This is a genomic window from Variovorax sp. 05N34, from assembly GCF_056397405.1.
On sequence record NZ_JBFTNI010000001.1, the window covers coordinates 645,839 to 660,156 of the forward strand.

General features: G+C 64.1%; 9 protein-coding genes. 2 read left to right on the plus strand and 7 right to left on the minus strand.

Annotated elements, in window-relative coordinates; genetic code table 11:
* Position 1: 1 nt before the first annotated feature.
* From AC1DMA_RS03165 to AC1DMA_RS03175, 3 genes are all read right to left on the minus strand, one after another.
* Positions 2-940 (minus strand): phosphate acetyltransferase, encoded by a 939-nt coding sequence (locus tag AC1DMA_RS03165; protein ID WP_478143190.1) that lies wholly within the window; start codon positions 938-940, stop codon positions 2-4.
* A 16-nt stretch (positions 941-956) separates the two neighbouring features.
* Positions 957-3,347: a DUF3141 domain-containing protein gene (locus AC1DMA_RS03170; protein WP_478143191.1), complete on the minus strand. Its 2,391-nt coding sequence runs from the start codon at positions 3,345-3,347 to the stop codon at positions 957-959.
* Between the two features lie 74 nt (positions 3,348-3,421).
* Positions 3,422-3,985 carry an N-acetyltransferase family protein gene (locus AC1DMA_RS03175; protein ID WP_478143192.1) on the minus strand — a complete coding sequence of 188 codons (564 nt, stop codon included), beginning with the start codon at positions 3,983-3,985 and terminating at the stop codon, positions 3,422-3,424.
* A gap of 177 nt (positions 3,986-4,162) precedes the next feature.
* On the opposite strand from AC1DMA_RS03175, the gene AC1DMA_RS03180 reads away from it, so the two are divergent.
* A complete protein-coding gene (locus AC1DMA_RS03180) occupies positions 4,163-6,946 on the plus strand; it encodes a decarboxylase (RefSeq protein WP_478143193.1) in 2,784 nt (927 codons plus the stop codon).
* Positions 6,947-6,995: 49 nt separating this feature from the next.
* Entirely contained in the window at positions 6,996-8,096 is a 1,101-nt protein-coding gene (locus AC1DMA_RS03185) for a porin (protein ID WP_478143194.1), read from the plus strand.
* A gap of 9 nt (positions 8,097-8,105) precedes the next feature.
* On the opposite strand, the gene AC1DMA_RS03190 is transcribed toward AC1DMA_RS03185, so the two are convergent.
* From AC1DMA_RS03190 to AC1DMA_RS03205, 4 genes are all read right to left on the minus strand, one after another.
* Complete coding sequence (locus AC1DMA_RS03190) at positions 8,106-8,720, minus strand: TetR/AcrR family transcriptional regulator (protein ID WP_478143195.1); 615 nt, start codon at positions 8,718-8,720, stop codon at positions 8,106-8,108.
* Positions 8,721-8,872: 152 nt separating this feature from the next.
* Positions 8,873-11,176, minus strand: coding sequence for a DUF6351 family protein (locus AC1DMA_RS03195; RefSeq protein WP_478143196.1), 2,304 nt, complete (start codon positions 11,174-11,176; stop codon positions 8,873-8,875).
* A gap of 202 nt (positions 11,177-11,378) precedes the next feature.
* Entirely contained in the window at positions 11,379-12,683 is a 1,305-nt protein-coding gene (locus AC1DMA_RS03200; RefSeq protein ID WP_478143197.1) for an NAD(P)/FAD-dependent oxidoreductase, read from the minus strand.
* Positions 12,680-14,311, minus strand: coding sequence for a GMC family oxidoreductase (locus tag AC1DMA_RS03205; RefSeq protein WP_478143198.1), 1,632 nt, complete (start codon positions 14,309-14,311; stop codon positions 12,680-12,682). The genes AC1DMA_RS03200 and AC1DMA_RS03205 overlap by 4 nt, the downstream gene beginning before the upstream one ends.
* Between the last annotated feature and the right edge of the window lie 7 nt (positions 14,312-14,318).

Genomic DNA, 14,318 nt, shown 5'->3' on the forward strand with positions numbered 1-14,318 from the left:
GTCACCCGATCGCCTTGCCGCTTTCGCGACGGGCATTCGCCACCAGTGCCGCGACGGCGCACGACGCGAGCCGGGTCATGATCGAATCGGCTCTGCTCGTGAGGATGATCGGAACGCGCGCGCCGAGCACGATGCCTGCAGCGTCCGCGCCGGCCAGAAAGGTCAGGCTCTTGGCGAGCATGTTGCCTGCTTCCAGGTCAGGCACCAGAAGCACGTTCGCACGTCCGGCCACTGGCGAATCGATCTTCTTGATCTTCGCGGCTTCGAGGTTGATCGCGTTGTCCAGCGCCAACGGCCCGTCGACCAGGCCGCCGGTGATCTGGTGCCGGTCCACCATCTTGCAGAGCGCCGCGGCCTCGACGGTGGACGGCACCTTCGGGTTGACAGTCTCCATGGCCGAGAGGATCGCCACCCTGACCTCCGGCGCGCGCAACGCATGCGCAAGATCGATCGCGTTCTGCAGGATGTCGGCTTTTTCCGCGAGCGTCGGGGAGATGTTCACGGCCGCGTCCGTGATGATCAGCGCCTGCTCGTGCCCCGGCACATCCATCACGAAGCAATGGCTGACGCGACGCGCGGTGCGCAAGCCTGTCTCGCGCTTGACCACTGCAGCCATCAGCTCGTCGGTGTGGAGACTGCCTTTCATGAGGGCTTCAGCCTTGCCTTCGCGCACGCTCTGCACGGCCGCGGCGGCGGACGCCTCGCTATGAGGTGTATCGACGATCGGCACCCCCGAGAGGTCAATGCCGGATGCGGCCGCCACAGCCTCGATGCGCGCGCGTGGCCCGAAAAGGACGGGTGCGATCAAGCCGAGCCGTGCGGCCTCCACGGCGCCCTCCAACGAACTCTGGTCGCACGGGTGCGCCACGGCAGTCGGCGTAGGCGGCAAGGTCTTGCAGTAGTCGATCAGTCGCTGGTACTTGGCGTGTCTTGCGTCCATGTGGCACCTGTTTCGGCTAGGCACGGCGCGCCGCTGCCGGGCTGGCGCGCACGCGCTTCGGCCTCGGTTTTGGCTTGGGTTCGGCTTTGGGCTTGGGTTCGGCTTTGGGCTTGTGCTTGGGCTCGATGGCGAGCGTCTCGCGAATCCGCCGCAGCATGGCTGCCTGAGCGGCTGTGGGCGAGGTGCCCTGCACTCGTTTGTCGGCAACCAGCTTCTGGAGCAGCGTCATCAGCCGCTCGCGCGCTGCCGGCTCTTCGAGCAGCAGAGGCAGCGACTCGATGGCTTTCTCCGCTTCATAGCGCACGATGATTTCCTGCTCCCCGCGCACCCGGCGCCAGTCGTGGGGCGACATGCCGGGCAAGTAGTCCGCGTATTCCGCTACGAGCTCTTTCTTGAGTTCCAGCCGCGACAAGGGCAGCGGTTCGCCCTTCCTGCTCAGCAGGAAGGCCACCCGCGCCAGAGCTTCGACATAGCCGCCGTGCTCGATGGAGGCCAGCGCGTCGCGCACCACCGGCATGCTGCGAGGGTCTTCGCCATCGGTTTTGCTCCTCGAAGGCGCGCGAGTCGCTTCGGTGGATTCCGGCGAATCGACATTGGCGTAAGTGGCAAAGAATCCGGCCTCGGTCATTGCATCGCGAACTGCGCGGTAGTGATCCAGCATGGCGCTGAACAACTCGGCATTGCGGCTTTCCGCCTTCCGGAGCGGATGGCTTTCATCGAGCGGCCGCCGATGGCTCTTGACCGTCTCGGCCGCCGGCGCGAGCCACGCCATCCACGGATTGAATTGCGACAGGGCCCAGTTCTGGACCCGCAAGGGATGGAACGCGCGCAACGCCTTCGCCGTCTGCTCGTTCGACATCACCTGCACAAAGGGCTGCGCAAAGCGTTCGTAGGCGCTCTGATTGAAGTCCGACACTTTGGCCACCGCTTCGAACGGCTTCTCGTCCAGGCGCTCGAAGCGATTGAAATGCGCCGCGATGTCTTCGAGCCGATGCTCCTGGAACTCGACTTCGTACTCGACCTTGCCGCCCTTCCTGTGCGTGTCGGTGATCGCCATCCCATAGAGCCCAGGCGGCAGCGCCTCGATCGTTTCGAGGACAGACACGATCTGCGCATGCTCCTTTTTCGCCACCCTGCCCGAGACGAAGATGCCGAGATGGCCGATGTCCTCGTGCAGAAGCCCCACGATGACTTGCCCGCGCGCCTTGATCTCCTCGGTGCTGCCGTACACGTCGGCCACCCAGTTGAACGCCTGCTGCGGTGGCGTGATGTTGTCGCCCATCGACGCGAACAAGATGATCGGCGAGGTGATTTCGCGCAGGTCGAAGCTCTTGCCGTCCGCGCCCTTGACCTCGCCCTTCCAGAGCTTGTTGCCGACGAAGAGATTGCGCGTGATCCACTCGATCTCTTCGCGATTCATGAGGTAGTACCCGCCCCACCAGCGTTCGAATTCGAGAAAGCGCGGCGGCTCGGTGTCGGCCTTGTCGAACAGGTGGTAGTACTTGTCCCAGAGGCTGTTGGCGGGGTGCAGGTTCTCGAAGTTCTGCACCAGGTGGGCGCCGTCGAACTTGCCGTCGCCCAGGTCGGCTGCAAAGGACGCCAGCCAGGAGCCGCCCATCATGCCGCCCGCATAGCGCATGGGGTTGTCGCCCTCGCCCTCGGACCATGCGCCACCCCAGTACGACATCGGCGCGCCGTTGATGACGATGGGGCCAGTGTCGTCGGGATCGGATGCCGCGAGCATCATGGCCGCCCAACCGCCTTGGCAGTTGCCGACCAGCGCGGGCTTGGCGCTGCGTGGGTGAAGCGCGCGAACCTTCTTGACGAACTTCTGTTCGGCCTCGCAGACGTCCAGCAGCGTCTGGCCGGGCTCCGGGTCGCGAAAGAAGATGACGAAGTACACCGGATGCCCGGCGCGCAAGGCGACGCCAACCTGCGAGTCGTCCTTGAATCCTCCGATGCCCGGTCCGTGGCCCGCTCGCGGGTCGATGATGATGTACGGCCGCTTCGCCGCATCGATCGTCACGTCCGCCGGCGCGACGATGCGCAGCAGCGCATAGTTGACCGGCCGCTCGAACTGCCGGCCGTCGAGCACGGTCTCCGACTCGAAATGCAGAACCGGTTTGAGGCCCTGGGAGGTGTTCTCGACAAAATTGTCCCCGCGCTGGCGCAAGGTGTCCCAGAAGAGGATCGAACGCTGCGCGGCATCGGCCGCATAGCTGTACCAGCCGACCGGATCCATGAGCGAGGGCATGCCCGACAGCGCACTCAAAGGTGCAGTCGCGGCGAACGCATGCGTGACGCGCAGGGCGAACTTCTCGTTCGCCGTCTGCATGCGCTTGCTGAACACCGCCGCAACCTTCGTTCCGACGATCTGGCTCCGCGCCAACCGGGCTCCTGCATTCATGACGAAATCTCCAGGATCGCGAACACGCTCACAACGATTCTTGCAGCGGGCATCGCCCGGGCAATTGATATCCGTCAAGCGCAGGAGCCGCTTGCGCTTCTTTGCAATTGCAGCTCGACGAGGCGGAGCGTCGCGTCGCCGGGGTACGGCTTGTCGGTAAAGCCGAGCCGGCCGGCCAGCCGGCGCATGCCCGTGTTCTCCGACAACACGAAGCCTTCCATGCGCTGAAGGCCGCGCGCACGCGCGAGCACGATCAGGGTTTCGAGCATGCGCCGCGCAAGCCCGATGGCCTGCCAGTCGTCGGCGATGGTGACGGCGAACTCGCCGGCGTCCGCACCCGGCGCCCAGATGAAGCGGGCGCCACCGACGATGCGCGGGTCACCACCGTCAGCCGCAACGGCGACGAGCGCGATCTCGTGGTCCGCCGATGGATGCACTGCGGCATGAAGCATCTTCGGCGGCAGTTGTCGCATTGCCGCCATGAATCGCGTGTAGCGCGAGTGGGACGAGAGGCGATTGAATGCGGCTTCGAACGCGCCTTCGTCTCCGGGCTCGACCGGGCGCACCGTGACGCTGCGCCCGTCGCGAAGTGTCGCGATGAGCGGGAAGAAGGGTGCTCCGGATTCACTTTGTTGCATGGTCGCTCCGCATGCCGTGGGACGGGCGCTGACATTAAGCCTCGTTCGAGGCTCGGAGAGCAACTCGCACGGGGGCGACTATTGACAACCATCAAATCAAGCCCGCCGCACGTCAGGACAATCAGGCGGTTTCGCGCGAGCAGAGCCCGTTTTGCAACGTCGACTTGGAGGTACAGCATGTCCCGAGACAAGGCCGATAGTCAAACTGACGACATGTCGATGGCGGATTTCTTTTCCGCCGCCGAAGCGAGACGGGAGCGCTGGAGCAGGCTCCAGGTCTGCACGGAAGCGCTTGCCAGCGGACGCGGACAGAAGGAAAAACTGGAGACTGAAGTCGGCACCCTGCTCGACCAGATCGAGCCGCTCGAAGGCTATTGGGCCTATCCCGGCGCCGTGCTTATGCGGGCTCTGCGCGATCTGGTCGCGGCAGAAGACGCAACCGGGCTGTCGAACGCCGTTCACCGCATCAAGACATCGATCTTTTCGGGCTCCTACCGCCGCGATCCGTCGGCCTGGAACATCGATGAAGAAACCGAAGTCGACCTTGGCGACCGTATGCCGCCAGGTCTCGCAGCCGACGCGCCCCACCGACCCTATTTCGAAGTGTTGACCGTCGCGCCCGAGATTTCGAGGAGCACGAATCAACAGCGCGAACTGCGCAAGCTCCGGCGGCCGGAAGACCCCTTCACCTACGAGGCGGTGCAGACCTTCAGCCTCGAAGATGCGATCGTCGCGACCATCGTCAACTTCAACCTGCAAGCCGTCGTCATCTATGACGGCTTTCGTTACGAATCGCGGCACTCGTTGCCCGCGCTCGACGAGTTGATCAAGCGCTTCGGCCATCTGGAGCCGGACGGAATGCCGCAGGACTACGGTTTGGTGCTCGCCAACTTCCTGAAGAAGATCAGGCCCGAAATCGACGTTTATCTCGTGACCGAACGCGGCGTCGATGCCGCCGCCACGAGCACGGACGCAAAGGCAGTCAGGCGCGTGTTCTACGAGGTAGAGGAACTGATGGAGATCCATCTGAGCATCCTCGCTGGCGTCAGCGAACGCTACGAGACGCCCTTCTTCGACAACCTGAAGAAGTACGCAGCCCGCCCGATCGGCACCTTCCACGCGCTGCCCATCGCGCGCGGCAAGTCGATCTTCAAGTCGAACTGGATCAAGGACATGGGCCAGTTCTATGGCGCCAACCTGTTCCTGGCGGAATCGTCGGCCACCACGGGCGGCCTCGACAGTCTTCTCGACCCGACGGGCAACATCAAGGATGCGCAGGACATGACTGCGCGGGCTTTCGGTGCGGACCACGTCTACTTCGCCACCAACGGCACTTCGACATCCAACAAGATCGTCGTGCAGGCGCTGTGCCGGCCCGGCGACATCGTGCTGATCGATCGCAACTGCCACAAGTCGCACCACTACGGTCTGGTGCTGGCGGGCGCGCAACCGTTTTATCTGGAGGCCTATCCGATGGTGGCCTACTCGATGTACGGCGCCGTCCCGCTGCGAAGCATCAAGCAGGCGCTGCTGACGCTCAAGGCCGAAGGCAAGCTGGACAAGGCCCGCCTCGTCGACCTCACCAACTGCACTTTCGACGGCCACATGTACAACTGCCGCCGCGTGATGGAGGAATGCCTCGCCATCAAGCCCGATCTGATCTTCCTGTGGGACGAGGCGTGGTTTGCCTTTGCGCGCTTCTCGCCGTTCCACCGCCGCCGCACCGGCATGGGCGCTGCGCAGGATCTCGAAGACAGGCTCCTGACGCCGGCCTACCGCGCCGAATACGAAAGCTGGAAATCGAAGCTCAAAGGCAAGGTCGGCGACGACCTCGATCCCAAGGATCCGGCGCTGCTCGACATGCGCCTGATGCCGGACCCCGACCGTGCGCGGGTGCGTGTCTACCAGACCAATTCGACGCACAAGTCGATGTCGGCACTGCGGCAGGGCTCGATGATCCTGGTGCGCGACCAGGACTTCCATCACGTCGAGGAGCAGTTCCACGAGGCCTTCTACACGCACACATCCACCTCGCCGAACCAGCAGATCATCGCGTCGCTGGACGTGGCGCGCAGGCAGATGGAACTCGAAGGCTACGAGTTGGTCATGCAGGCGGTGGCGCTCTCCATTGACCTGCGGCGCCAGGTCAACACGCATCCACTGATCTCGAAGTACTTTCATATCCTCACGCCCGGTGAGATGGTGCCCAAGGAATTCCGCGCCTCGGGGGTCGAGGACTATGCGAAGCCGCACGCCACGTGGATCGAGATTCTCGCGGCCTGGGATACCGACGAGTTCGCGCTCGACCCGACTCGCATCACGCTGGTCACCGGTCGCGCCGGCTACGACGGAACCGAGTTCAAGGGACTGCTGGCTTCCAAGTACGACGTGCAGATCAACAAGACTTCGCGCAATTCGATCCTCGTGCAGATCAACATCAACAACACGCGCAGCGACGTCGCCCACCTGTTGAAGGTGCTCGCGGATATTTCGCGCGACAAGGAGCGCAGCCTTCAAGAAGGCGGCAAGGCGGCACAGGCCGCATTCGCCGAGCGCGTCAAGGCGCTCATCGAGGACGTCCCCGACCTGCCTAACTTCAGCCGCTTTCATGACGTGTTCCGCGACGACGCGAAGAGCGCCACCACCGAAGGCCATATGCGCGCGGCCTTCTACACGGCCTATCGGGAAGAGGACTGCGAACACGTCAAGCTCGGCGACAAGGCCATCGACGATCGATTGAAGAAGGGCCCCGACCTCGTCGCGGCAAACTTCGTCATTCCCTATCCGCCAGGCTTTCCGATCATGGTGCCGGGTCAGGTGATCGCGGCCGACACGATCCAGTTCATGCGAAAGCTCGACGTGAAGGAGATTCACGGCTACAACGCGAGCCTTGGCTTGAAGCTGCTGAAGCCGGAGGTGCTCGGCAAGCGCAAGAAGAGTGGCGGTTCCGCGGATCTCTGAAAACAGACCCACTCGAATAGGGGGCACAAAGAGGATGAGGAGAGAGCATATGAGGAAACTCGGCGGACTTGCGGCGGCCGGTCTGTTCGTCACGTCCGGCGCTTTCGCGCAATCTAGCGTCGTACAGGCGCCGGCGACCAGCAGCAGCGTCACGCTATTCGGAGTTGCCGATGCGGCCATCTCCTACGGCACCGGCAGCATCGGCACAAAGACCGCGCTGACGAGCGGCGGCAACACGTCTTCGCGCGTGGGCTTTCGCGGTGTGGAGGACTTGGGCGGTGGTCTCGCCGCGGGCTTCTGGCTGGAGTTCGGTTACAACGTCGACGATGGGACGGGCGGCAGCACCAACATCAATAACCAGCCCAATGGCTCTGTGGCTGGCTTCAGCCCGAATCGTCGCTCGACGGTCAGCCTGATGGACTTCTGGGGCGAAATGCGATTGGGGCGGGATTTCTCGGCCACCTATCGCAACCGCGACCAGACCGATCCGTTCTCGACCAATGGCGTCGGCGCCTCGCAACCCTACGTGGGCTCGATCGCGGGGACGACCGCCACGCGGGTATCGAACATGGTCGGCTATTTCCTGCCGGGCAACCTCGGCGGATTCTTCGGCGAAGTTCAGTACTTCATGGGCGAGAACGACAACACCACCGGGTTGCCGCACGTGAGTGATGGCAACGGGTATGCCGCCCGCATCGGCTGGGGCGCCGGCCCCTTCGGTATTGCGGTATCGACAGGCAAGACGCTGTATGCCCGGACGCTCACCACAGGCGACATTCCGGTGGTCAACGTCGGCGCCTCCTACGACTTCAAGGTCGTGAAGGTCACTGCGGGCTACTTCCACGACAAGGTCGACCAGTTCATCCCGGTGACCGGCACCGGGTACATCGTGGGCGCCGTCGTTCCGGTCTTTGCGTACGACCAGTTGAAGCTTTCCTATTCTTCATACGGCACGAACGCGATCGGCGATCCCCGTGCGGACAAGTTCGCCATCGGCTATGTCTACAACTTCTCGAAGCGCACGGCCCTCTACGCGACGTTTGCACACGTGAGCAATTCGGGCTTCTCGACCGTCGCGGTAAACGGCGGGATCACAGCGCCGAACCAAAGCTCTCATGGTTACGACTTCGGCATGAAGCACAGCTTCTAGGCCGCGGATTCAAGTGGTGAAGTGCGCCTCGAATCCTCGCCACATCAGATTCATCAAGAGATCCACGACAACCGAACGTTCGACCTGTTCATTCTCAACCCACCACTTGGCCAACTGCTCGGCGGCACCCGAGAGGGCGTGAGCATGCATGACGACAAACGGCTGGGCGACTCCGGGCATGAATGGCGTGAGGAGTCCTGCGATTCCATCGACCGTGTCGAAGCGCATCCGCCGGGCCTCGTCAACAGCGGATCCTGCCACCGCGACACCACCACCAAACAGCAAACGCCACGCTGCGCGATCTTGTTCCACGAATTGGAAATAGCCTTCGATGCCGGCTCGCAAGCGTTCACGTCCGGTGGCATGGGTGTTTGCGCCGAACGCTTCGCTGAGGCGTTGATCGAGGTGTCCGCGGGCGATCCGAAGGCATGCCAGATAAATCGTGTCTTTCGCGCCAAAGAGGTTGTAGACAACGGGCCGGGTCACTCCGGCCGCCTCGGCGATGTCTTCCATCGTCGTCCCCTGGTATCCCTTCGAGATGAACAAGTCGAGCGCAACGCCCAGGATCTGGCGCTCACGCTCGGGCCGGGGCATCCTGAGCTTTTTCGGAGTGGGGGCAGTCAAGTTGACGCTTTCGTCTTGGGTGGGGTGGGCCGTATTGTGTCCGGGCGGCGCCAGGCAACCCGTCGTCCTAAACCGACCCGGCGCGCCCGCTGCCGTCAACCAGATCACCTGGTTGTCAGCATTGCCTATGGCTTGGAGAGAGCCGCTGCGCCTCAATAGCCAAGCCACACGCCCTTCACTTTCGACTGCCCTACGCCCGTCTTCGAGTAGTCGCACACCCCTTGCGCGAAGATGCCCCGCAGCCGCTGCATTTCGGGGTCGGTGAGCACGACTGGCGCGTAGTCCGCGGGGTCGATCGGCTTGAGTTGGCACTTGAGCACGTCATCGGACAGCGGTCCACCGGCCACCATGCGCGGCGACGGAGTCTTCGGGTACAGGGTGTTGCACTTGCCGCCGCCGTTCAGCGTTGCGACTTCCTTGTAGCGTGCGCCATCGTTGACGTCCCAGCAGGAGTCGACCGCGTCGACCGGCTTGTGCTGCACGACCTTGTCGAGCGTGAGCGGGGCCGGGTCGTCGGCGATTGCATCGAGCCAGTTCGTCATGAGGGTAAGGCGCGTCAACGTCACGTCGCGCAGCAACTGCGACAGTGGCGCCACTTGGGCGGGCTTGCCCAGCACCTGCGCCAGTTGCGGGTTCGGAAACAACCAGATCACCTGGTTGTCGGCGCGCCCGTTTGCCTTCGTCAGTTGCTCGCGAATCTTGATGTCGTTGAAGATGGTGTGGATGTCGCCCCCCGGTTCAGCGTACGGGTGCACGCTCAGGATCGGCACAGTGGCCAGGCCGCCACTGCCCGAGCCGATGCGCCCCATGGCGTAGCTGCGCGCAAGGGCCTCGGCGTCGGCCTGGGTGCGCTGCGGCTTCATGATGTTGCCGTCGTCGTCGTAGCCTCCGATGTTCTCGTTGAGATCGAGGAACTGTGTCGTCGAGATGATGCCCTTGCGCAATCCGTCGAGACCGTACTGCACGCCGGTGTTGTCCAGCGGGCGGCGAACGAATCCCTTGGTCGCGTCACGCCCGAGCGTGTTGACGTTCATGTCGTAGACGCTGCAGCGCGCACCCGCCGGATTTGTGACCGCGTTGTAGACCTTGCTGGAGTCGATGAGCCCGCATGCAGGTGACACCGAACCGCTGGTGGCCACCACCGCGTCGCCGTTGCCCGCGTCCCATGTGGCGCAGGTGGTGCCCAGCGGCGTGTTCATGTGGCCTTCGAAGGCCTGGCGAACGGCCGACGTCACAGGATTTGCGCCGAAGTACCGGTTGAGCAGGCGGCAATCCGACACCTCCATCGCTGTCCCGAACACATCGGCAAAGGCGGAGTCCGGCATGATGCCGTCAAGAACGCCGGGGTAGTTCTGCGCAATCATCATTTGCTGAATCGCGCCGCCGGAGCCTCCCATGCCGACCATCCAGCGCGGCAGGCCGTAAGCCTTGGCAATGTGCTCGCGAATCATGGTGGCGGTTTCCGCTGCCACGACGTCGTTCACGTTCACCTTGTTGATGTTGAGCGTCGACACGACGTAGGCAAAGCCCCGCTGAAGCGCCGTGATGCTCTGCTGGTCGATGGCGTCCGACTTGAACGCGTCACTCAGCGAGTTGGAGCCTTGGTTGTATTGCGCGCCGGTCGATTCGCCGAATCGGAAGACGACCCGTTGATTCCAGCCTGTGCCGTTCCATTGGCCGGCGACAGAGGGGTCATCCAGAACAGCGATGCGATAGATGGAGCGATTGATGGTGCCGGACTCCACGCGCACGATGGACGGCACGGTCTTCCCGTCGATCGTCGTCGTGGTGCCAACGTCCGCAGGTCTGGGGCCAAGGGGATCGGTCAGCGCCTTGCGCACACCGGCACTCGTGAAATAGAACCAGTCATAACGCGTGGCAACCGAGCAGTTGGCATCCAGTGGTGCGCCGAGGCCGGATTCGGTGGTGCGGCATTCGAATGGCGCGAGTTGCGCGCCGGAAAACATCGGGCCGGTTATCGAGTGATTGGTGATCACAAGCTCGCCGCGGGCCCTGTTCGTTCCGATCGTGGCGACCAGTTTGTTGTCCCCGATGGAAAGTCCCGATACCAGGCCACGCAAGTTGCGCCCGTCGCCGCTGGCTGTCAGGCCCGTCGTGGCGTCATCTCCGTTGCGAGTCAGTCGAACGTCTTTGGCATCGAATCCGGTGGGCAGACTCACCTCGACCAAGGTGTCGCCGCCGCTGACCAGGTCGGCGCGGCTGGACAGCGTTGCGATCTTGAGTTGGGCCGGTTCAGGCGTCTGCGGTGCGCCCGGCGTGCCTGCGTTGCCTGATGCACCTGCGTTCCCTGAGGCACCTGCGTTGCCCGACCCACCGATGGGAAAGCCGCTCGCGCTGCCGCCCCCTCCGCAAGACGCCAGTCCACCTATCAACATGCACCCCAGGATTGCGGCGAGCGAAACCTTCCGCAGTCGGAGGGTTGATTGTCTGTTCATCTGTCGTCTCCAGAATTGCTGACCGGCCGTACCGCCTTCACGCGCAGCGATGCATGAGGCGGGGAAAGAACTTACAAATACGTAAGTTACGGCACTGTAATTTGAGACAGCGCGCCGAAAATTGGGGAAATCCCGCGCGGAATCGCGAACGGTCGGCGGCCCTTGGCTTGATCGCGAGTCGAAGAGAGCGAGTCGAAGAGGATCAGACCGGCCGACTGTCGCGCCACCGGTAATAACGAACCGAAGGCGCGAGGAACCACGGATTCCCGGTATAGAGAGGCCGGGTCTGAAAGGCCAGCCCGTCGAGCGCCGTGCGGCCCTCGGCCAGGCCCAGCACCTGCTGGCCGACGCGCATGCCGAAGTAGCTGGAAGTCCCCACGCCAGCGCCGCAGTAACCCATTGCATAGTGCATGCCGTCGTGCTTGCCGACGTGCATCAGCTCGTCGAAGGTGTAGGCCACCAAGCCGCACCACGAATGACTGACTCGCGTACCCGCCAGTTCCGGGAAAACCTTCACCATGTCCGCGTGCAGCTTCGGTCCGCTGACGCGCGGATCCGTCTCCTGATGCGAGACACGGCCGCCGAAGAGGATGCGCGTGCGATCCGGCGAGGAACGGTAGTAATAGACCACCTTGCGCGTATCGCTGACGATCCGGTTCTTCGGGATCAGGCGATCCATCAGCCCAGGCGGCAACGGGTCGGTCGCGATCATGTAGCTGCCGATCGGAATCACGCGCCTCTGCAGCCACGGCGTGACTCCTCCGGTGTAGCCGTTGGTCGCCACGACCACGTCCCGCGCAGAGACCGCACCTCGCAGGGTCTGCACCACGAAGCCGTCGCCGAGCTTGTCGACGCGGGTCACGGCCGTGCGCGGCACCACTTGCACGCCGGCTGCCAGTGCGCGCTCCAGCAGTCCTTGGTGGTATCGGGCCGGATGCACGGAGCAATGCTGCGTGTAGACCGCCCCGCCCCAGTACGCGTCGGTGCCGAGTTCGCTGCGCTGCTCGGCGCGCGGCACCATGTGGGCATCGACCTCGAGGCCATGGGGCTGATTACGCATCCTCGCGGCGAGCGCCTCGTACTGCGCGGGGTTGTGCGCGGCGTGAAAGCGGCCGACCGCGCCGAAATCACAGTCGATCTTTTCGCTGCGAATGAAATCGCTGACAAAAGCCAGCGACCGCTGCCCTTCCCGCAGGATCTCGAAGGCCAGCGAGGAACCATGGCGGCGCGCCAGTTGGTCGAAGCTGGGCTTGATGCTGGTGGAGACCTGGCCGCCATTGCGCGTGCTGCAGCCCCAGCCGGCCTCCTCGGCATCCAGAACGAGGGTCGAGCGCTGGCCGCGCGCGGTCTGCAGCGCCGCATGCAGGCCGGTGTAGCCGGCGCCGATGACCGCCACGTCGACGCTTGGCGGCAGCGGCGTGTCGGTGATGACGGGGCGCGGCACGTCGTCCCACCAGTACGGGGCGAGCTTGCAATCGGCCAGCAGGTCAACGTCGGGATTTTTCATCGAAGGCTCGTTGGCTCATGGTCGGCGAGGACCGCCGCTGCGCCCTTCTCGGCCAGCATGAGAGTTGGGGCATTGGTGTTGCCTGAAGGGAGGGTGGGAAAAACCGAGGCATCGATCACACGCAACCGCTCTATGCCGTGCACCCGCAGTCGCGAATCGACGACCGAGTCCTCGGCTCTTGGACCCATGCGGCAAGTCCCGACAGGATGAAAGACGGTCGATGCGCGCTGGCGGATGTCCTCCTGCAGTTGTTCGCGCGACTCGATCTGCGGGCCCGGAACCAGCTCGCTCTCGATCACCGAGCGCAGCGCGGGCGTGGCCGCGAGCTTGCGCAGGAACAGCGTCGCTTCGAGCATGTCCTGGCGGTCGCTCTCGGTGTCCAGCGAGCGCGGCATGATGAGCGGCGCCTGCAGCGGATCGACGCCTTGCAACTGAAGCTCACCGCGGCTGATGGGCTTGCACGGCTGTGCGCCCAGCAGGAAGCCGGGATAGGGGTCGGGCCGCATCAATTCCCGCTTGCCGGTGCGCGCACGCAGATAGCTCAAGGGTGAGAAATAGAGCTGCAGGTTGGGCCGCTCCAGGCCCGGACGCGAACGCACGAAGCCACCGCCCTGATTCACGCTGAGCGCCAACGGTCCGCGCCGGCCGGCCATATACCGCATGCCTGCCCAGAGCTTCGCGTGCCATGGCCCCAGCTCGGTGTTGAGGCTCGGCACTCGCGACCGATACAGGTGATCGATGCACAGGTGATCCTGCAGGTTCTGCCCCACCGCGGACCGCTCGGCAACGGTGGCAATCCCGTGTGCCTGCAATTGCGCGCCCGGACCGATCCCCGAGAGCATCAGGAGCTGCGGCGAGTTGATCGCCCCGGCGGACAGGATCACCTCGCGCCGCGCACGCGCTTCGTGCATGTCACCACCGAGCCGGAAACGGACGCCGGTCGCTTGCGTGCCGGACAACAGGATCCGCGTGACCTGTGCGTCGGTACGCACGGTGAGTGCCGCGCGTTTCATCGCCGGATGAAGATACGCCGTGCTGGCCGATTCACGCAGTCCATTGCGGGTCGTGATCTGGTAGATGCCGACGCCCTCCGCGCTGGCGCCGTTGAGGTCGTCGTTGACCGTCAGCCCAAGCTCCGCGCCCGATTGCAAATAGGCTTGGCACAGCGGATGCACCGAGCCGCTCACATCGCTGACGTGCAGCGGACCGCCCGCACCGCGCGATGCGCTGGGCCCATGGTCGCTGTCCTCGAGCTTCTTGAACCACGGCAAGACATCATCCCAGCCCCAACCGCCGTTGCCCATCGCGGCCCACTCGTCGAAATCGGCCGGCTGGCCGCGCACGAACACCATGGCGTTGATGCTGCTGGATCCGCCGAGCACCTTGCCGCGCGGCCAATAGCCTTGGCGTCCGGCCAGGCCCGGATCTGGCGCGGTGCGGTACATCCAGTTCACGGCGGGGTTGTAGAACGAGCTGCCGTAGCCGATCGGCACCTTGAGCCAGAAGCGCCGGTCGCTGCCGCCCGCTTCGAGCAGCAGTACCGAATGCTGCCCCGAAGCGGTGAGTCGATTGGCCAGCACGCAGCCCGCCGACCCTGCGCCGATAACGATGAAGTCGAATTCCGTCACGGCGCGG

Bases quoted from the DNA above. Each gene is read 5' to 3' on its own strand.
- AC1DMA_RS03165 (WP_478143190.1), bottom strand. From the start codon at position 940: ATGGACGCAAGACACGCCAAGTACCAGCGACTGATCGACTACTGCAAG.
- AC1DMA_RS03170 (WP_478143191.1), bottom strand. From the start codon at position 3,347: ATGAATGCAGGAGCCCGGTTGGCGCGGAGCCAGATCGTCGGAACGAAG.
- AC1DMA_RS03175 (WP_478143192.1), bottom strand. From the start codon at position 3,985: ATGCAACAAAGTGAATCCGGAGCACCCTTCTTCCCGCTCATCGCGACA.
- AC1DMA_RS03180 (WP_478143193.1), top strand. From the start codon at position 4,163: ATGTCCCGAGACAAGGCCGATAGTCAAACTGACGACATGTCGATGGCG.
- AC1DMA_RS03185 (WP_478143194.1), top strand. From the start codon at position 6,996: ATGAGGAAACTCGGCGGACTTGCGGCGGCCGGTCTGTTCGTCACGTCC.
- AC1DMA_RS03195 (WP_478143196.1), bottom strand. From the start codon at position 11,176: ATGAACAGACAATCAACCCTCCGACTGCGGAAGGTTTCGCTCGCCGCA.
- AC1DMA_RS03200 (WP_478143197.1), bottom strand. From the start codon at position 12,683: ATGAAAAATCCCGACGTTGACCTGCTGGCCGATTGCAAGCTCGCCCCG.